The 18,769-nt window shown below is 68.1% G+C and carries 14 protein-coding genes; 4 read left to right on the forward strand and 10 right to left on the reverse strand.

What is annotated here, in order from left to right:
* Positions 1 to 176: 176 nt before the first annotated feature.
* A complete protein-coding gene (locus tag ACLJRM_RS17255; protein WP_410663581.1) occupies positions 177 to 1,127 on the reverse strand; it encodes a helix-turn-helix transcriptional regulator in 951 nt (316 codons plus the stop codon).
* Between the two features lie 62 nt (positions 1,128 to 1,189).
* Between ACLJRM_RS17255 and ACLJRM_RS17260 the strand changes: the two genes are divergently transcribed.
* On the forward strand, positions 1,190 to 1,660 hold the full coding sequence (locus tag ACLJRM_RS17260) for a VOC family protein (RefSeq protein ID WP_410663582.1): 471 nt from the start codon (positions 1,190 to 1,192) through the stop codon (positions 1,658 to 1,660).
* Here the strand turns inward: ACLJRM_RS17260 and ACLJRM_RS17265 are convergent.
* From ACLJRM_RS17265 to ACLJRM_RS17285, 5 genes are all read right to left on the reverse strand, one after another.
* On the reverse strand, positions 1,652 to 2,569 hold the full coding sequence (locus ACLJRM_RS17265; protein ID WP_101605801.1) for an SMP-30/gluconolactonase/LRE family protein: 918 nt from the start codon (positions 2,567 to 2,569) through the stop codon (positions 1,652 to 1,654). The genes ACLJRM_RS17260 and ACLJRM_RS17265 overlap by 9 nt on opposite strands.
* 10 nt (positions 2,570 to 2,579) lie before the next feature.
* Positions 2,580 to 3,236, reverse strand: a complete 657-nt coding sequence (locus ACLJRM_RS17270; protein WP_410663583.1) for a histidine phosphatase family protein — start codon at positions 3,234 to 3,236, stop codon at positions 2,580 to 2,582.
* Complete coding sequence (locus ACLJRM_RS17275) at positions 3,236 to 4,300, reverse strand: phosphotransferase family protein (protein WP_410663584.1); 1,065 nt, start codon at positions 4,298 to 4,300, stop codon at positions 3,236 to 3,238. The genes ACLJRM_RS17270 and ACLJRM_RS17275 overlap by 1 nt, the downstream gene beginning before the upstream one ends.
* Complete coding sequence (locus ACLJRM_RS17280; protein WP_101605798.1) at positions 4,297 to 5,049, reverse strand: SDR family oxidoreductase; 753 nt, start codon at positions 5,047 to 5,049, stop codon at positions 4,297 to 4,299. Before ACLJRM_RS17280 ends, ACLJRM_RS17275 begins: the two co-directional genes overlap by 4 nt.
* Before the next feature lie 100 nt (positions 5,050 to 5,149).
* Positions 5,150 to 6,400: a S8 family peptidase gene (locus tag ACLJRM_RS17285; RefSeq protein WP_101605797.1), complete on the reverse strand. Its 1,251-nt coding sequence runs from the start codon at positions 6,398 to 6,400 to the stop codon at positions 5,150 to 5,152.
* 261 nt (positions 6,401 to 6,661) lie between these two features.
* Between ACLJRM_RS17285 and ACLJRM_RS17290 the strand changes: the two genes are divergently transcribed.
* Positions 6,662 to 7,612: a hypothetical protein gene (locus ACLJRM_RS17290; RefSeq protein ID WP_174720381.1), complete on the forward strand. Its 951-nt coding sequence runs from the start codon at positions 6,662 to 6,664 to the stop codon at positions 7,610 to 7,612.
* On the opposite strand, the gene ACLJRM_RS17295 is transcribed toward ACLJRM_RS17290, so the two are convergent.
* A complete protein-coding gene (locus tag ACLJRM_RS17295; RefSeq protein WP_101605795.1) occupies positions 7,609 to 9,243 on the reverse strand; it encodes an acyl-CoA synthetase in 1,635 nt (544 codons plus the stop codon). The two genes, ACLJRM_RS17290 and ACLJRM_RS17295, sit on opposite strands and share 4 nt — an antisense overlap.
* A gap of 150 nt (positions 9,244 to 9,393) precedes the next feature.
* Between ACLJRM_RS17295 and ACLJRM_RS17300 the strand changes: the two genes are divergently transcribed.
* Entirely contained in the window at positions 9,394 to 11,091 is a 1,698-nt protein-coding gene (locus ACLJRM_RS17300) for a bifunctional 3'-5' exonuclease/DNA polymerase (protein ID WP_101605794.1), read from the forward strand.
* 429 nt (positions 11,092 to 11,520) lie between these two features.
* Here ACLJRM_RS17300 and ACLJRM_RS17305 read toward each other — a convergent pair whose 3' ends face one another.
* The 3 genes from ACLJRM_RS17305 to ACLJRM_RS17315 form a co-directional block, all read right to left on the reverse strand.
* Positions 11,521 to 12,168 carry a response regulator gene (locus tag ACLJRM_RS17305; RefSeq protein ID WP_101608120.1) on the reverse strand — a complete coding sequence of 216 codons (648 nt, stop codon included), beginning with the start codon at positions 12,166 to 12,168 and terminating at the stop codon, positions 11,521 to 11,523.
* Positions 12,156 to 13,355, reverse strand: a complete 1,200-nt coding sequence (locus ACLJRM_RS17310; protein ID WP_101608119.1) for a sensor histidine kinase — start codon at positions 13,353 to 13,355, stop codon at positions 12,156 to 12,158. The genes ACLJRM_RS17305 and ACLJRM_RS17310 overlap by 13 nt, the downstream gene beginning before the upstream one ends.
* 577 nt (positions 13,356 to 13,932) lie before the next feature.
* A complete protein-coding gene (locus ACLJRM_RS17315) occupies positions 13,933 to 16,713 on the reverse strand; it encodes a BTAD domain-containing putative transcriptional regulator (RefSeq protein ID WP_410663585.1) in 2,781 nt (926 codons plus the stop codon).
* A 1,314-nt stretch (positions 16,714 to 18,027) separates the two neighbouring features.
* Here ACLJRM_RS17315 and ACLJRM_RS17320 point away from each other — a divergent pair.
* Positions 18,028 to 18,768: an ABC transporter ATP-binding protein gene (locus tag ACLJRM_RS17320; RefSeq protein ID WP_410663586.1), complete on the forward strand. Its 741-nt coding sequence runs from the start codon at positions 18,028 to 18,030 to the stop codon at positions 18,766 to 18,768.
* Position 18,769: the final 1 nt, after the last annotated feature.

Genomic DNA, 18,769 nt, shown 5'->3' on the forward strand with positions numbered 1-18,769 from the left:
TACCTACCCTGAAGGTAGTGAAGGAGGCCTTCGCTACGTCCGGTCAGCGCAGCCGGCGATCAGGCGTTGCGAAAGCCACTTTCGCAACGTTGAGGGGTGCGAAAGTGGCTTTCGCAACGCCGGGCCCAGACCGCGACCGGGCCCGGCCCGCACCGCATTAGTCCTCTAAATGCGGGTCACTCGCGAACGGAACCCCCAGCCGAAAGCAACCGTTCGGCCAGAATCCGGCACCGTTCCTCCAGTTCCACCGGCTCGATCACCTCGAAGGAATGCCCCAGCACCACCACGTGCATCAGCAGGAAGTCGAGATCCCCCGCCCCGCTCAAAACCTCGCACCGCGCGTCCCCCCGTTCCCGCACCACCGCGGCCGACGCCGGGATCTGCGCCCGCACGACCGAAGCGGGCGCGTGCACCAAAAACCGCGCCTGATGCTGATAGACCCGGCTCGCCACGTTCTCCTGCACATAAGCCGCCGCATCAGGCGCCGGACGCGGACGGAAACGCCAAGATCGCGCGGAAACGTCCGTCATCTTGTCGACGCGGAAAGTGCGCCAGTCGTCACGGTCGAGGTCGAAAGCCAAGAGATACCAACGCCGTCCCGAGGCCACCAACCGGTACGGCTCGACCCGTCGCACCGTGAAACCCGAGGAGGACGGATAGCCGAAGCCCGCCTCGACCTCGTCGCGGCACGCGCGCGCCAGTGTCATGAGCACGTCGGGGTCGATCGGCGCGCGGCTTCCGTCGAATGAGACCACCGAGCCGGAGAGCGCGCGGACCTCGTGCCGGAGCCTGGTCGGCAGCACCCGGTCCAGTTTGGTGAGGGCCCGGAGCGCGGCGTCACCGCTGCCCGCGCCGGCGAGCAGGGAGACCGCGGTGGCGATCGCCTCCTCGTCGTCCAGCAACAGTGGCGGCATGTCGTGGCCGGGGCCGAGCTGGTAGCCACCGCCGACGCCGTTGCTGGCCTGCACCGGATAGCCGAGGGCGCGCAGCCGCTCGATGTCCCGCCGGATCGTGCGCGGGGTGACGCCGAGCCGTTCGCCCAGTTCGGGACCGGTCCACACCGCGCGTTGCTGCAGCAGTCCGAGCAGGGTGAGCACCCGCTCGGTCGTGCCCCGCTCGTCCTCCATGTCACCCACTCTGTCAGAGATAGCGGACCGATCCTGTCCGCTAGGCATGTCAGAGTGGTCCCATGAACCGCAAGAGCCGCGAATTCCAGGTCAGCTTCGACGCCCTCGACCCGAAAGCCCTGTCGACCTTCTGGCGCGACGCCCTGGGCTACGTCCACCCCGGCCCGCCGGGGGTCGAAGTGCCCGAGGGCACCGATCCGCTGGACGCGTGGGACGAGTTCCTCGAGCGGGTCGGCGTGCCCGTGGAGCAGCGCAACAGCAGGTCGGCCCTCCAGGACCCGGACGGCGTGGGGCCGCGGATCTTCTTCCAGCAGGTCCCGGAGGACAAGATCGCCAAGAACCGCATCCACCTCGATCTCCGCGCCGCTCCCGGTCTCGAGGGGGACGAGCGCATGGCGGCACTCGAGGCCGAGTGCGAAAGGCTGGTCGCGCTGGGGGCGAAGCGGATTCAGCGCTTCGAGCCCGAGCAGCCGCTGAGCCTCGGTTTCATCGTGATGAACGACCCGGAGGGCAACGAATTCTGCCTAGACTGACGTGACGGCGATCGCGTTGTCCTCCAGGGAGCCGAAGTACAGCTTCCCCGCCCGTTCCCGGACCCCGACGAGGACATGGAACCCGTCGATCTCCCCGCGCAGTTCGTGGACCTGCTTCCCGTCCGGAGTCACCCCGCGCACCCCGCATTCCCGCGCGGGCGCGGGCTGGAGCGACGTCGGCAGCGCGCGGACACCGGCCCGCAGCGGCGCGGGGAGCTTCTGTATCAAGGAAAGCGCGGGCACCTTCGGGCTCGCCACGGTGATCCAGATCAGTCCGTCGCTGCCGGTCGAGATGTTGTCGGGATAGCCCCAAAGGTCGTCGACGAGGTAGTCCCGCGTGCCCGCCCGGTCGCCCGTGAGCCATACGCGAGCGACCCGGTAGGCGCCGGTTTCGGCCACGGCCACATAGGACTCGTCGGGCGGCAGCGCGACGCCGTTGGCGAACTGGAAACCGTCGGCGAGCTGCTCGATCTTCCCGTCCGGGGTCCGGCGCAGCAACCGTCCGCCGCCGGTCTGCTCGATCAGGTCGTCGCGCCACTTCTCGATGCCGAACCGCCGCGACGAGTCGGTGAAGTACACCGTGCCGTCGGCGGCCACGGCGGCGTTGTTGCAGAACACGAAGTCGAGGCCCACCGCCGAAGTCGCCAGGGTGGTGATGTCGCCACCGGCGAGCGGCATCGTCAGCAGTCCGGCTTTGGCGTCGCAGATCAGGAGATCGTCGCCGTAGAACTCCAGCCCCAGCGGGCGGCCGCCGGTGTCGCCGAGGACGTCGATCCTCTTGCCGTCCGGCGAGACGCGCAGGATCCGCCCGTCGTCGACGCCGGTGTAGACGCGCCCCTGGTCGTCGACCACGACGTCTTCGGGACCGTGCCCGTTGACCGGGATGACCGTGACCTCGCCGAACGCCATCGCGTGTCTCCTAGCGGTAGGTGAGCAGTTTCGCGGCTTCCGCCTCGAAGTGCGGATGTTCGTTGAACGACAGCAGGGTCACCCCGCCGCGGCCGGACACCAGTTTGGTGATGCCCGCGTTCACGGTGACCCGGTTCAGTTTCAGCAGCCCCGCCTCGGGCGCGCCCATCAGCGCGCCGCAGACCGTCGCGATCACCCCACCGGAGCTGAAGACGACGGCGTGCTCGCCTTTGCCCAACGCGGCCACGACGTCCGCCAGCGCGCCCTTCACCCGCTCCAAGAATTGAGGCCAGGTCTCGGCGCACGGTCCGCCGGCTCCGGCCGCGATCCACGCGCTCAGCGCGCCGTCCAAAGCGGCCTGATACGCCCGCGAATCGGTCTGCTGGACACCGGCCGCGTGGTACTTCGCGATGTCGACGTGGTCGTACTCGTTCCAGCGTTCGTCCTCGACGACGGCAACCCCGGAACCGAGCGTCTTCAACGCCGTCGCGGCCGTGTCCCGTTGGCGGGCAAGGGAACCCGACCGCGTCTGGGTGAACTCGACACCCCGCCGCAGCAGTTCCTCACCGACCACAGTGGACTGCTCGAAGCCGCGCGGCGAGAGCTGGTCGTAGTTCTCCGCGCCGAATGACGCCTGCCCGTGCCGGACCAGGTAGATCGCGCCCATTACGCCTGGCCTTTCGCGATGATCCGGCGGCAACGCCCGTCGAGATAGCCGACGAACTGCCAGAGATCCTTCAGCGCCGGGTTGCTCGTCTGCCCCGCGTGGAAGCGGTAGTAGATCTGCTGGATCACCACCGCGAGCCGGAACAGGCCGTACACCTCGTAGAACGTCCAGTCGCCGATCGCGAGGCCGGAGCGTTCCGCGTACCGCCGCACGAATTCCTCGCGCGTGTACATCCCCGGCACGTGCGTCGGCTGGCGGCGGCTGAGCTTCATGACGTCGTCATCGTCGTCCTGCACCCAGTACGCCAGAGTGCTGCCGAGTTCCATCAGCGGATCGCCGAGGGTGGCCATCTCCCAGTCCAGCACGCCCACGATGCCGAGATCGTCGTCGAGGACCAGGTTGTCGAGCCGGTAGTCGTTGTGGATCAAGCAGATCTTGACCTCGGACGGCTGATTCTCCTTCAGCCACGCCATCACCTCGGCGCAGTCGGGGACGTTGTCCGTGCGCGCCTTGAGAAACCGCTCCGACCAGCCGCGCACCTGGCGTTCGACGTAACCGGCGCCCTTGCCGAGATCGGCCAGCCCGGCGGCCTCGACGTCGACGGCGTGCAGCTCCACCAGCCGGTCGACGACCTTGCCGCACAACTCACGCGCGCTCTCGGCCGTCAGGTCGATCCCCGCGGGCAGATCTCCCCGCAGGATCAGGCCTTCGAGGCGTTCCATCACGTAGAAGTCGCCGCCGAGCACGGTTTCGTCGTCGCAGAAGGCGAGAACCTCGGGCACGTAAGGGAAGACCGGCCGCAACGCCTGCTGGACGCGGAACTCGCGGCGCATGTCGTGCGCGGACGCGGCCTTGTGCCCGAGCGGCGGGCGCCGCAGGATCAGCTCGCGGTCCGGATAGGTGAGCAGGTACGTGAGATTCGAGGCTCCACCGGGGAACTGGCGAACCACGGGCGGCGCGTCGCCGAGGCCCGGAACGCGTCCGGACAGCCAGGCGTGCACCACCGCGGGGTCGAACGAGTCCTCACCGCGCACCTCGACGGTCTTGTCCTCGGCCAGGGTCATGCGAACTTCTTCAGCACCGACACCGGGACGAACCGGAACACCTTCGAGAGCAGGGTCCACGGCCACGACGGCACGAACGCCTTCGCCTTCTCGGTTTCGATCGCCTTGACCAGCGCTTGCGCGCCGGTCTCCGCCTTCACGGCGAGCGGGATCTTCGAGATGTCCACGTTCATCTCCGACTCGATGAACCCGGGCAGCAGCTGGGTGACCTTGATCGGCGTCCTCATCAGCTCGATCCGGGTGCCCTCGGCGAGCGCCGAGACGCCCGTCTTCGAGGCGGCGTACGCGGTCATGTTGCCGGGGAAGGGGCGAAGCGCGGAGAAGGAGGAAACGACCACGAGGTGGCCTTCCTTCTGCTTACGGAAGATGCCGACGGCGGCCTCGATCTGGGCGGCCGCGGCGAGGAAGTTGGTCTGCAGGGTCTGGCGGTTGGCGTCGAACCGGCCGGAGCCGATCGGCTGTCCCTTGGCGAGGCCCGCGTTCACGATCACGCGGTCGAGGGAGCCGAGCTCCTCACGGAACTCCTCGAAGACGGTGAAGACCTGGTCGTGGTCGTTCACGTCCAGCTTCCGGGTGACCACGGTGATGCCGGGATAAGCCTTCTTGAGTTCCGCGGCGAGGGTTTCGAGCCTGTCGACACGGCGGGCGGCCAGTGCCAGATTGCGGCCTCTGGCGGCGTACTGCCTGGCCATTCCCTCGCCGAGTCCGGAGCTCGCCCCGGTGATCAGGATGTTCTTCCGCAGGACCATGGCTGGAGCTTACCCGTTGGTAACAAGTCCGGCGCCCCTCGGACAGGTGGCTGCCCCCGGCGCCTGGAGTTCGCCGGGGGCAGCCTGTCCGCAAGGACGTTTACTTCACCTGGAGCAGCTTGTTCGCGGTGCCCCCGGTCGGGTTGCTGATCTTGCCGTCGGCGGCCGCGGCGACCAGGCCTTCGGCGACCTGGGCCGGGGTGGCGTCAGGGTGGGCCGAGAGGTACAGGGCGGCAGCGCCCGCGACGTGCGGAGCGGCCATCGAGGTACCGCTGATGGTGTTCGTGGCGTCGTCACCGGTTCCCCACGACGAGGTGATGTCGACACCCGGCGCGTAGAGGTCCACGACCGAACCGTAGTTCGAGAAGCTGGCCTGCTTGTCGGTCTTGTCGCTGGCGGCCACCGTGATGGCCTCCTTGACTCGGGCCGGGGAGGTGGTGCCGGCGTCGGAGGACTCGTTGCCCGCCGCGAGCGCGAAGGTCACGCCCTTGCCGATGGCTCCCTTGACCGCCTCGTCCAGGGCGTCGTCCGCGCCACCGCCCAGGCTCATGTTGGCGACCGACGGGCCCTTGGCGTTCGCCGCGACCCAGTCGACACCGGCGACGACACCCTCGGTGGTGCCGCTGCCGTTGGCGTCCAGCACCCGGACGCCGACGATCTTGGCGCCCTTGGCCAGGCCGTGGTCCGTGCCGCCGATGGTGCCGGCGACGTGCGTGCCGTGACCGTGCTCGTCGTTGGGGGTGTCGTCGTTGTCGACGAAGTCCTTGCCGCCGGTCGCGCGGTCACCGAAGTCCTTGTGCGAGCCGCGGACACCGGTGTCGATGACGTAGGCGGTGACGTTGTCGGCCTTCGTCGGGTACGTGTACTTGTTGTCGAGCGGCAGGTCCGCCTGGTCGACGCGGTCGAGCCCCCACGACGGCGGGTTGTCCTGGGTCTCGCTGATCTTGAACGTCTTGTTCTGGACGACGTACGCGACCTGCGGGTCGGCGGCGAGGCGCTTCGCGGCGGCCTCGTCGGCCTTGATCGAGAAGCCGTTCAGCGCCGAGCCGTAGGTGCGGGAAAGCGTGGTGCCGTACTGACCGGTGAGGCCCTGTGCCTTGGAGGCGACGTTCGCGGTGATCTCGCTCGCCGCGGCCACGCCCTGGCCGACCGCGGTGGGCTTGAGGACGACGATGTAGCTGCCGCCGACCGCGTTGGCCGCACCGGCGCCGCGGATCTCGCCCTGCTGGTCGGCGTTGGCCGCACCCGCACCGAACGTGGCGACCGCCGCGGTCACACCGGCGAGGGCGACTCCCGCCACCAAACCGCTACGGGTCTTTCGGGACTTCAGGTTCTTCCGGGACTTGCTCACTGGTTCCCTTCCTGCCGCGCCGTGCGGATCACCCGGGAGGATGATCGTTGCTGCAGCCATGCAAACCGGTTCGCCAGGTGCCGGGCAATGATTCACAGTTACCAGTACTAGGCCATAAGGACTAACGGCGCTCGTCCGGAAAGGCGTTTTCGCCTGGCAGAAGGCGCCCCTGGAGTGTTACCCCAGACTGTTAAAGTTATTCGTGTTGTTATCAACTCCAACGGTGTCCAGAAACGGCAGGCGGGGGCGGTCGGGCGACATATGGTGGCGGGGAGCACGGCGGATCGAGTGACCACGGACGATGAAGAGGAGCCGCGGACCGCGTTCGCCACGGCATTGCGGTCGGCTATCGCCACCAGCGGCCTGAGTCTCGACCGGATCCAAGCCCGGCTTCTGGCCCGAGGCGCGTCGGTCAGCGTCACCGCGTTGAGTTACTGGCAGTCCGGCAAACGCCAGCCGGAACGGCAGAGCTCGCTGTCCGCGGTCCGGGTCCTCGAAGAGGTCCTGGCGATTCCCGCCGGTTCGCTGCTCAGCCTGCTGCCGCCGCCGCGGCCGCGCGGGGCGTCGTCACGCCGCAGCCGGGCCACCACCGAACAGCCGTTGACCTTCCCACTCGAAGCGCTTCAGGCGCTCTTGGAGAAGGTCGGCGCCCCTAACGCGCTCGAGCAACACCATCAGCTGAAACTGGTCGGCCTGCACGACCTGTGCGAGATCGCCGCGGACGGCGGGCAACGCGCGGTGACCGCGCGGGCGGTGTTCCAGGCGGGCGCGGACGGGCAGGATCGCTGGCTGCTGGTCTACGCCCAGGGCGATCCGGAAGCCGGGCCGCCGGTGCTGAACACGCTGCGCAACTGCCACGTCGGCCGCGCCGAGGTCGACGACGAGCACGGGCTCACGGTGGCCGAACTGCTCTTCGACCGGCCCATCGACCGCGGCGAGACGCACCTGATCGAGTACTCCCTGACGAACCCCGGCCCGCCGTACCCGGAATGCCGGAACACGCATTACCGCGAGTTCCGGCGTCCGGTCCGGGAGTACCTGCTGGAGATCCGGTTCGACCCGGACACCATCCCGACGAAGTGCTGGCAGTATTCGCGGCAAGGGACATCTCCCTTGGACCGCCGGGACCTGAAGCTCGATCAGAACAACGGCGTCCACGCCGTCGCGCTCGACTTCGGTCCCGGGGTCTTCGGCATCGACTGGGAGTACTAGTGCAGCTTGTTGCGCAGTACCTTTCCGGTCGCGTTGCGCGGTAGCTCGTCGAGGAACTCCACGTCGCGCGGCACCTTGTACCGGGCGAGGTTGGCCTTGACGTACTCACGCACCCCGTCGACGTCCAGGTCCGACTTGTCGGCCCGCACCACGAACGCCTTGAGCCGCTGCCCGAACTCGGGATCCTCGACACCGACCACAGCGGCTTCGAGGACGTCCTCGCGTTCGACCAGGAGGTTCTCCACCTCGATCGGGAAGACGTTCTCGCCGCCGGAGACGATCATCTCGTCGTCGCGGCCGTCGATGAACAGCAAGCCGTCCTCGTCGAAATGACCGACGTCGCCGCTGGAGAGGAGACCGTCGATGATCTCCTTGTGCCGCCCGTCCGTGTAGCCCTGGAAGCTCAGCCCGCTGCCGACGAACACCCGGCCGGTGACATGCGGCTCGGTGATCTTGCCGCCCTTCTCGTCGTACAGCGCGACCTTGCAGCCCACCGGCGCGCGGCCGACCGTGCCCGGCGCCTTGCGCCAGTCCTCCGGCGTCGCGACGGTCGCGACCGCGACCTCCGTCGAGCCGTAGAGGTTGTGCACGACGTCGCCGAACGCGGCCGTCGCGCGGTTCCCGAGGTCCGGGGACAGCGCGGAACCCGCGACGAAGATGATCCGCAGGCACGAGGTGTCGTACTTGGCGCGGATCTCTTCGGGCAGGTCGACGATCCGCTGCAGCATCGTCGGCACGAGGACCAGCGTCGTACAGCGGTTCTCCGCGACCCCGCGCAGCGTCTCCTCCGGCACGAACTTGCGCCGCATGACGACCTTCGAGCCGAGCGCGAAGGACAGGATGAACTGCGACAACCCGGTGCCGTGGAACAGTGGCGCGCCCATGTAGGTCGCCTCGCCGGTCCGCAGCGGGATGCGGTCGAGGAACTGCGCGGAGGCGAGCGCCGAGGTGTGCGGCCGCGGCGCGCCCTTCGGTGTCCCGGTGGTGCCGCTGGTCAGGAGGATGAAACCACCCGGTTTGGCGGGCGCGGGCCACGGGCGGTCGTCGGTGCTGGCGACCAGTTCGGTGACGACCGGGATGTCGCGTGGGCGCACGGTGTCCGAGTCGACCCACGCGAGGTAGTGGTCGACCTCGCCCTCGACCGCGTCCAGCAGGTCGGTGAACTCCTGGTCGTAGACGAGCGCCGTGACACCTTCGCGCTTCGCGACGTCCGCGAGCTGCGGTTTGGCGAACCCGGTGTTCATCAGCAGCAGCTTCGCGCCGAGTTTGCCGGAGGCGAGCATCGTCAGCACGAGACCGCGGTGGTCCCGGCACAACGCGGCGATCACCGAACCCGGTCCGAGGCCACGCTCCGCCCACGCCCTGGCCAGCGCGTTCGACTGGGTGTCGAGCTGCTTGAAGGTCAGCGGGCCGAGTTCGTCGATGATGCCGGTCGCGGTCGGGTCCCGGCGGGCGGCGATCATGTTCGCGCCGGCGAACGGACCCCACTTCCGCACCATGACCAGCGAACGCAGGCCCTCGTCGACCCGCGGGATCGGGAGCAGGCCCGCTTGGCGCATCACGTCGATGCTCCGCACGGTCTCGGTCACCTTGCCCGCCACCAGGGTGGCGAGGCCGGTGGGGTTTCTCATCCGGGCACCTCCGTTGCTGCTGCGGCGAGACGCCATTCCGCCTTCACGTACCGGCGGTATGGGTTGCTACTCGACAGTAGCCGACCGGTAGCGCAGGCGCACTAGCGTGCTGGTGACAGAAATGTCGGTGGTAACTAGCACAATGGCAACGTGCAAGCGTTCGCAGGTCAAGAGGAAGATGGCGACTTCGCGATCTCGATTTCCGGGGAAGCGCCGCGGGGCCTGAAGCTTGCGGAGTTCGTCGACGAGGTGCGGCGCCTGGAGGCGGAGCACGCGCCACGCTGGGTGTTCCCGTCGGTCGAAAGGACGTATCCGGCGTTGATCAAGGCGGGCGTCCGGGTGCGGCGGTGTCACGACCTGACGTTGACCGAGGGGCTCTTGCTGGCCCACGAGGGCCGCCCGCAGGAGTCGCGGAGCCTGCACGGCGCGCTGGCCAGGGCGAACGGGCAGGAGGCGCCCGCCGACGAGCCGCCCCTCTGGGCCGAGGACGACCAGCCGACGCTGTTCGAGACGCGCGGCCCCCGGCTGCCGTCCGGCGTCACCGTGATCGACGCGGCCCGCCGGGTGCTGGCCGAGCAGGAGAAGCGCGTCGCGCTCACCGATCATCCGGAGCGGCTCCGGCTGTTGTTCGCCGCCGAGTCGGCGAGCGCGCTGGCGGCCGCGGAGATGTCGGCCGACGGGCTGCCGTGGCGGGCGGACCTGCATCTCGCACTGCTCGCCGATCAGCTCGGGCCGCGCGTCCCGGCCGGGCAGCGGCCGAAGCGGCTGGTCGAGCTGGCGGCGCGGATCAGCGAGGCGTTCGGCGGGCGCCCGGTCAACCCGGACGCCCCGGCCAGCGTCGTCCGGGCGCTCGGACGCGAGGGCATCGAGGTCACGTCGGCCAGGAAGTACCTGCTGCGCGACATCGACCACCCCGCCGTCCCGCCGCTGCTGGAGTACAAGGAACTCGCGCGGCTGCATTCGGCCAACGGCTGGACCTGGCTCGACGAGTGGGTGCACGACGGCCGGTTCCGCCCGCACTACATCGTCGGCGGGGTCGTCTCCGGACGCTGGGCGAGCCGGGGTGGCGGCGCGCTGCAGATCCCGAAGGTCCTGCGAACCTGCGTCCGCGCCGATCCGGGCTGGAAACTGGTGGTCGCCGACGCCGCGCAACTGGAGCCGCGGGTGCTGACGGCGTTGTCCGGGGACCGCAAGCTGGCCGACGTCGCCGCGGCCACGGATCTGTACGCGAGCCTCGCCGAGGCGATGTTCTCCGGGGTCCGCCGCGTCCCGGTGCCCGCCTGGGACGACCGTGACGACCGCGACCGGGCGAAGATCGCGATGCTTTCGGCGATGTACGGCGGCACGTCCGGCGAGGCGGGACCGCTGCTGGCGCTGCTGCGGACCAGGTTCCCGGACGCGGTGTCCTATGTGGAGCGTGCCGCGCAGGCCGGGGAACGCGGCGAGCGCGTCCGCTCCCGGCTCGGCCGCACGTCGCCCGCGCCGTCGGAGGCCTGGCGCGCGCTGACCGGCGGTGTCGCGGACGACGAGGCCGGAGAGCTCAAGGCTCGCCAGGCGTCCCGCAACTGGGGCCGGTTCACCCGCAACTTCGTCGTGCAGGCGAGTGCGGCGGACATGACCGCGGTCCTGCTGGCGACCCTGCGGGGCAAGCTCCCCTCCCCCGCGCATCTGGTGTTCTTCCAGCACGACGAGGTCCTGGTGCACACCCCCGCCGAGTTCGCCGACGAGGTCTCGCAGTCCATTGTGGACAGCATGACGGAGGCGGCACGGATGCTGTTCGGGGAGGCCTGCCCGGTCCGGTTCCCCTTGCACATCGCCGCCGTGGACACCTACGCGGACGCGAAGTAAATCGCAAGTAGAGGACTAATCGCGGCGACGTGTCCTAGCGCGGTACCGAGTGGGTCACCGTGGTCGTGAGTGGCGCTTCGGGTTCTCCGAGGAGGAGGGCAACGTGGCGTGTTCGGGCGGGATGGGCGTTCGCGGGTGATCAGAGACGGATCACGTGTGCTTGAAGCCGGATCTCACGTGATCGGGAGACGCTCACGGAGTTCGGGGTCTGAACACGCGAGATCCGGCTCCAATCACGCGAGTCACGCCTTCGCTCACCTTGGGTTCAGCCACAAAGCCACCGTGAAGGCCGCACCAGCCTCCCGGGACGTCGCGAAAGCCACTTTCGGGACATCAGACGTCCCGAAAGTGGCTTTCGCGACACCCCGGAAAGGCTGGTGCGACCCTCATGGTGGGACAGCCAAGGCCAACCGTCCCGAAAGGACGGACTCAGCCCTTCCCGCCCAGGTAGGCCAAAACCGCCAAAACCCGCCGGTGCCCACTGTCCTCCGGCAACCCGAGCTTCGCGAAGATGTTCCGGATGTGCTTGTGCACCGCGCCATCGCTCACCACCAGCAGTTCGGCGATGGTCGTGTTGTTGTACCCCTCCGCCATCAGCCCGAGCACCTCGCGTTCCCGCGCGGTCAGTCCTTCGAGGGGGTCGGTCGCCCGGCGATGCGCCATCAGCTGGGTGATCACCTCGGGGTCCATGGCCGTCCCGCCCTTGACGACCCGGTCCAGCGCATCGAGGAACTTCTCGACCTTCCCGACCCGCTCCTTCAGCAAGTACCCGACTGCGCCCTTGCCGTCGGCCAGGAGTTCGGCCGCGTAGCCGGTTTCGACGTGGGCGGACAGCACGAGGACGGGTAGCCCGGGGTACATCTTTCGCGCTTTGACGGCGGCCCGGAGGCCTTCGTCGGTGTGGGTCGGCGGCAGCCGGACGTCGGTGATCACCGCGTCGGGCCGTTCCTTGGTGACCAGGTCGAGGAATTCGTCCACGTTGTCCACCGCCGCGGTGACGTCGATGCCCGAAGTGTTCAGCAGCAACACCAGGCCTTCTCGCAACAGCGCGTCGTCCTCGACGATCACGACCCGCATGGCAGCTCCACTTTCAGTACGGTCGGCCCACCGGCCGGGCTGGTCAGCTTCAAGGTCCCGTCGAACGCTTCGGCGCGCTTGCGGATGCCGGACAGGCCGCTGCCGCCGGATTCTTCGGCGCCACCGTGGCCGTCGTCACGGATTTCGATGAGCAGGGTGTCGGCGGTGCCGTCGAGTGTGATCGAGGCGTGTTCGGCGCCGGAGTGCTTGGTGATGTTGGTCAGCATCTCGGCGACGACGAAGTAGGCGGCGGCTTCGACAGCGGCCGGGCGACGGCTGCTGCTGAGAACGTCCACGGTGCACGGAACGGGGCAGCGATCCGCCAGCGCGGTGACGGCGCCGTCGAGGCCGCGGTCGGTCAGCAGCGGCGGATAGATACTGCGCACGACGGTCCGCAGTTCGGCCAGCGCGCCGGTCGCGGTGTCCTGCGCCTTGCCCAGCAACTCCCGGGCCTTTTCCGGATTCTTCTCGAAAATCGAGTCGGCGATCCCCAGTTGCAGCACCACCGCGGCGATCCTCGCCTGCGTCCCGTCGTGCAGATCCCGTTCGAGACGACGGAGTTCGGCGCCGTGCGCCTCCAGTGCGGCGGCGCGGGACGCGGCCAGTTCGACGACGCGGTCGGTCAGCACGACCCCGGGCGCGGGAGCGAGCAGCTTCTTCGCGGCGGATGCCTGCCAACGGGCCACCCTGGGGAACAGGAACATCAGCGCGATCATGCCGACGCCGGTGATCGCGCTGAGCGCCGCGAGTGGCCAGGACGTCACCATGAAGCCGAGCGAGCTCTCCACCCCACCGTCGACGGACGGCCAGACGAACGCCGAGATGATCTGCCGGAGGCCGCCGAGCGGCAGCGCGACGGCGAACGTCCCGATGACGAAGCCGGTGGCGGCGTGGAAGGCGAGCCAGCCGAGGTCCCGCCGTGAGGCCGGATCCGTCACCGGGTTCCCGGCGCGGTACGGCTCGGGGATCGGCTCGCCCAGCAGGCGCGCGGCCCGCCGTCGTTCGAAGTTGACCGGACGCCGGATCAGCTGGAGCGCGATCGGCAACGCCGGGATCCCGACGCCGAACGGGCACATCAGCAGCACGAAGATCATGCCCATGAGAGCGAACCAGGCGACCATGGAGGAGGCCGCGCCGATTGCCAGGTACCGGATCGCGGACCAACAGGACCGCAGCCGGGTGATCACCCGGACAGTCTTCCATCCGGGCCGCGGCGGCGTCACCGCAGGTCCTGCTCGTATCAGGACCTCGTGAAGCCGCGAGCACCCTCGATGCCGCTCATCGCGCCCTCGACAAGGCCGATGTCGCCTGTGTCGAGGGCACGACCGCCGCGAGCCGAGCCGGTACCACGTCGTGACCCCTCGACACGACGTGATCGCTGCGGCAACGCGAGATCAGGCCACCTGCCGTGGCCGGCTCCGGTGAGGGCCGAGCCCTCGCTGGGTCAACACGGTTCCCAATTTCCCGCAGGGGTGCTGTTGGTGCACCAAGCGGTTCCGGCCGGTGAGTAGTCCGGCGGAGGTACGGTGCCGGCTCTCGCCGTGGACACGGCCGCGTCGTGCGAAGCGAGTGGGAGGCCTGGTGCGATCAGGCCGAGTACACCGGCCGATGCCCATACCACTAGGAGTCCTTTGACTTGTCGCATTCTTCCCTCAGCGTTCGTTGTTCGTTCGTCCGCCTGGTCTCGGTGGGTCACCTGACGGCCAGGTGTCACTCATCTTCCCCGGAGGATCTGGGCGAAAGCTGGGATCGCCGTTTTCCGGCTCACGGTGCAGAGGGCGGCACGGCGGCCAGTTCCTGTCGGAGGCTCTCGGCCTTCGCCACGCGGTGCTGTTCTTCATAGAGGTGAAGGGCCCGCTGCCATGCCTGGCGAGCCTGATCGTGTTCGCCGTCCGCGCGGAGTGTTTCGCCGAGGTGGACCTGGACTTCCGCCTCGATGTGGGTGTTGCCCAGGTCCCGGCACAGTGCGAGCGCTTGGTGAAAGTGTTTCAGCGCCATGGCCCTTTGACCGGAGTGGTGGGCTATGTAGCCGAGACTGTCGAGGACGGCGGCTTCGGCCTCGCGACGGTCATGCTGCTTGACAAGCGCAAGAGCCTGCTCGCAGGTGGCGGTCGCTCGCCGGTGCTGGCCGAGCCGGGCTTGGAGCCAGCCGATCCCGTGCAGTGCGTCGGCGGTTCCCAGATGGTCCCCGGTGTCTTCGCAGAGTCGCAGCATGTCCTCGGCGTGCCGTAACGCCCGCTTGTCGTCTCCTTGTTGCTCCCACGCGACCGACAGCGATCGGTGGGTGAGTACCAACGCGGCCCGGTCGTCGCTCGACTCGGCCAGTTCGAGTGCGTGCTCGAGATTCTTGAGAGCTCCGTCGTGGTCACCCACGTGGGCACAGGCCTCGCCGAGGTTGCGACGAGCCAAAGCCTGGACGTCGGACGCTCCGAGCCGGTCGGCCGCGGCCACGCCGAGGCTCCAAGCGGCGACGCAGTCATGCCAGTCGCCGGACCTCCAGAAGAAACTGTGCAGCACCCAGGCCAGCTGCCACACGAGCGTGTCCCAGCCCTGCTCGGAGGCAAGGTGCTGAACTGCGAGCAGGCAGGGAAACTCCTGTTCGAACCAGGTCATCGCGGAAGCGCGGTCCACTATCGAATGCGGCACACCGCCGGTTTCCGCCGAGGCCAGCGTGATCGGCGGGCGCTGAGGATAGACGAGGCGGTCTGCGGCGTACGCCGTCTGGAGATGGAAAAGACACAATCGCCGGACCGCCGCCGTTCGGGAATCGGCAGGCTCGTCGCACTGCGCGTGTTCGGCCGAATACAGCCGGACGAGGTCGTGCATACGATATCGGCCGGGGACAGGCTGCTGCACGAGATGCGCCGCCTCGAGGCCGCGCATGGCGATGTGGGTGCCGGCCTTGGGCTGACCGGCGAGACTCGCCACCGCGGCGAGGCTGATGTCGGGGCTCGGTACCAGGCCCAGCAGCCGGAACACCCTCGCGACATCCGGTCGAAGGGCTTGGTAGGAGGCGGAAAACACCGCACGAACGCTGCTCGTCGGCTCGCCGGTGTCCAGAGCGTCGAGGCGGGTGGAAACATCGTGTAGCTCGTCGGCCAGCACCGCCAACGGGAAGCCGGGGTTGGTGCAGGCGCGCGCCGCCACGATGCCCAGCGCCAGAGGAAGACCGGCGCAATGACCCAGCAGCTCGGCGACGGCCTCGGGCTGGGAGATCACCCGCTCCCTGCCCAGTTTGCGGGTCAGCAACTCGGTCGCCTCCGCTGTGTTCAGCGCTTTCACCGTGAGCCGTCGAGCGTTGTGCGAGGCGGTCAGACTGGTGAGCTGGTTCCTCGACGTGACCACGACGGTGCAAGACGGTGACCCTGGCAGAAGCGGCAGGACATGGGCGGAGTCCCTGGCGTTGTCCAGAATGATCAGCAACCTGCGGTTGGCGGTCACACTGCGGAACAGTCCGGCCTGGGCATCGGTACCCGTCGGGATCGTTTCGGGATCGATACCGAGAGCCTCGATGAACCCGCAGAGTACGACGGTCGGCGGCACGGGGCCTGCCGCCGGATCGAACCCGCGAAGGTCCCAGTACAGCTGCCCGTCCGGGAACTGGTCGAGGTTGCGGTGAGCCCAGTGCAAGGTCAGCCAGGACTTGCCGATGCCACCGCTGCCATCGATCGTGGCGACGATATCGGTGTCGCCCCGCGTGGCCAGGAAGCCGTCGAGTTCGGCCAGTTCGCGAGCCCGTCCGACGAACGACCCGGGCGGTGAGGGAAGCTGCCGCGGCGGTGTACTCGGCCTGCCGGGAACGACGGAGGTGGACAAGGCCGGGTCGGCCGTCAGCAGCCGGTGATGCAACTCCCGCAAGGCGGACCCGGGGTCGGCACCGAACTCGTCGGCCAGCCGTCTTCGTATCTGCTCGTAGTGCTCCAACGCCTCGGCCGCGCGGCCATCGCGATACAGGGCCAGGACCAGTTGGCAGGCCACCCGTTCGTTCAGCGGATTCTCGGTGGCCATGGCAGCGAGAGCGGGCAGTGCCACCGCGTGCTGTCCAAGGCGTAACGCGAGGTCGTTACGGTCCAACTGCGCCGCGAGCCGCTCTTTGTTCACCGTGTCCCGCAGGGCATTGACGAAAGGAAGATCGATCCCGGCGAAGGCTTCGCCCCGCCACAGTCCGAGCGCCTCGTCGAACAGGGTCAGCGCGCATTCCCCTTCGGCCTCGTTGGCTCGGCCGATCAAGTCACGAAACCGGTGCAGGTCCACGGCCCGGAGGTCGACGCTCAGCGCGTAGCCGCCGGATCTTCGCACGATGTCGACGTCCGAGGCTTCGGCCAATGCCTGCCGTAGCCGATACAGGTAGCCATACAGCGTGCCACGGGCACCACGGGGTGGTTGCCGGGCCCACACCCGGTCGATCAGCTGGTCGGCGGACATCACTCGATTCGGTTCGGTCAGGAGTACCACCAACACCGATCGCTGCCGCTTGTGGCCGAGTTCCATCGGCTCGCCGTTCCAGCGGGCCTCTATCTCTCCCAGAAGTCCGAACTCGATCAAGGCCCCTCCTCCCCGAGTCAAGTACGAGGGAGGATACAAGGAAAATCCCAGAATTCCCTGAGTTTTACAACTCGGCCCCCTCGCGCCGATGGTCAACGGAATTGATCCGGGGGAATTCGTGGTGGTCCTGGTTGGTGGCGCCGGTCGAACAACGGAAATTCATGGTGAATCGGGGTCGGTTCGACGGATGACGCAGAAGTAGACGCCTTTGTTCTACTATATCGTCACGCTGTTCCGGCACGGGATACAAGGAGAATCCAAGATTCGTGCCAGGGCGGGCAGGCATCTTGGTCATCTTGGTGAGGTAGCCGGGCTGCCGAGGATTTCACCGGTCGCTCACTGAGCGGCATGCCTCCGCGAATCAGGAAGGGCCTTTCGCGCATGCTCAGGATAGTCGGATCAATGTGCCGGAGATGGAGGTCGATCGTGATACGGGTGACGAAGATCAGCGTGACCGCGATGGTCGCTGTCGGTTCGGCGATCATCCCGGTGTCCGGACCCGATCAAGCGAGAGCCGACCGCTGCCTGGAAGTGTCCCTTAAGGACAGCCGGGGAGCTGGTGTCCGGGGGTCGTGAGTGGCAAAGAGGGGTGGAACAGGGGAAGGGCAAACGTGTCGTGTTCGCGGGCGGGTCGTGCCGGACTGAAGGCTCCCTTCGCCGCGTCCGATGCGGTGAAGGGAGCCTTCAGTATCGCGGATCTGGACTGGCCGCACCCTGACTGTCCACACGGGACACATTCGGCCGGGTAAATGTCCGATTGATACCCATATGCACGCTTTGCGGATGGGGTCGTGAGTGGCAAAGCGGGTTCTAACCCTCTTTGCCACTCGCGACCCCCTCGAAAACCGCACATCTAACCATCAATCGGACATTCTGTCGCCAGAGAGTGTCCCTTGTGGACATTCGGGAGCGACTGGCGCCCGCAGGCCGGTCCAGAACCACGCCACGAAGGCCACCTCTTAATCTTGAAGCCGGCGAAGGAGTCCTTCGCCGCAGAGGCTCGGTCATGCCACATTTGACTTACCCCTCAATGGAACGCGCATTGCCACTCGCGACCCCCTTAGTAAAGCGCACATACGGTATGAAACGGGCAACCAGCTGCCTGGAAGTGTCCCTTGAGGACAGCCGGGAGCTTCAGGTCTCCCTGGCGTGCCTGCGGCCCCTCCCGCGCCACCCGGCACAGCGTCGTGACCGCCGATCAACCGGTCGTGGTGGTGCCAGCACTACCACGAGTCTTCCCTCACGCGGGATCGATCCGAGCCCTCGCCGACCGTAGGTTTGACGAGAGAGATCACCACCGCTTAAGGGGAAACGATGAATTCAGGGGGCACGTGCGCCTTGGCACTGGAATCCGTGAGCAAGGTCTACGGTTCCGGTGACGGCGCGGTCACTGCTTTGAACGGGGTGACCGTCGGGGTGCGCAAGGGCACGTTCACCGCCGTGATGGGACCGTCGGGATCGGGCAAGAGCACCTTCCTGCACTGCGCGGCCGGGCTCGACCGGCCGAGCGCGGGACGGGTTTTGCTCGGTGACACCGAACTCAGCAAGCTGCGTGAGAAAGCGCTCACTGAGCTGCGGAGGACCCGCATCGGGTTCATCTTCCAGGCCTACAACCTGTTGCCGTCGCTGAACGTGCTGCAGAACATCACGCTCCCGATGCGCCTGGCCGGGCAGAAGCCCGACCCGCAGTGGCTGCGCGAGATCGTCGAGGGGGTCGGGATCGCGAAGCGGCTCGAACACCGCCCGTCGGAACTCTCCGGCGGCCAGCAGCAGCGGGTCGCGATCGCCCGCGCGCTGGTCACCCGGCCGGAGGTCGTCCTCGCCGACGAGCCGACCGGTGCGCTGGACACGCGCACCGCTCGCCAGGTGCTCGACCTGCTCCGTTCCATTGTGGACGACATGGGGCAGACCGTGCTGATGGTCACACACGACCCGGTGGCGGCCTCGGCCGCGCACGGCGTGCTGTTCCTGGCCGACGGCAAGCTCGCGGGTCACCTCCCGCAGCCGACGCCGGAACGTGTCGCCGAGCGCATGACCCACCTCGGGGAGTGGTGAC

Source organism: Amycolatopsis sp. lyj-84 (assembly GCF_046549075.1).
Classification (GTDB): domain Bacteria; phylum Actinomycetota; class Actinomycetes; order Mycobacteriales; family Pseudonocardiaceae; genus Amycolatopsis.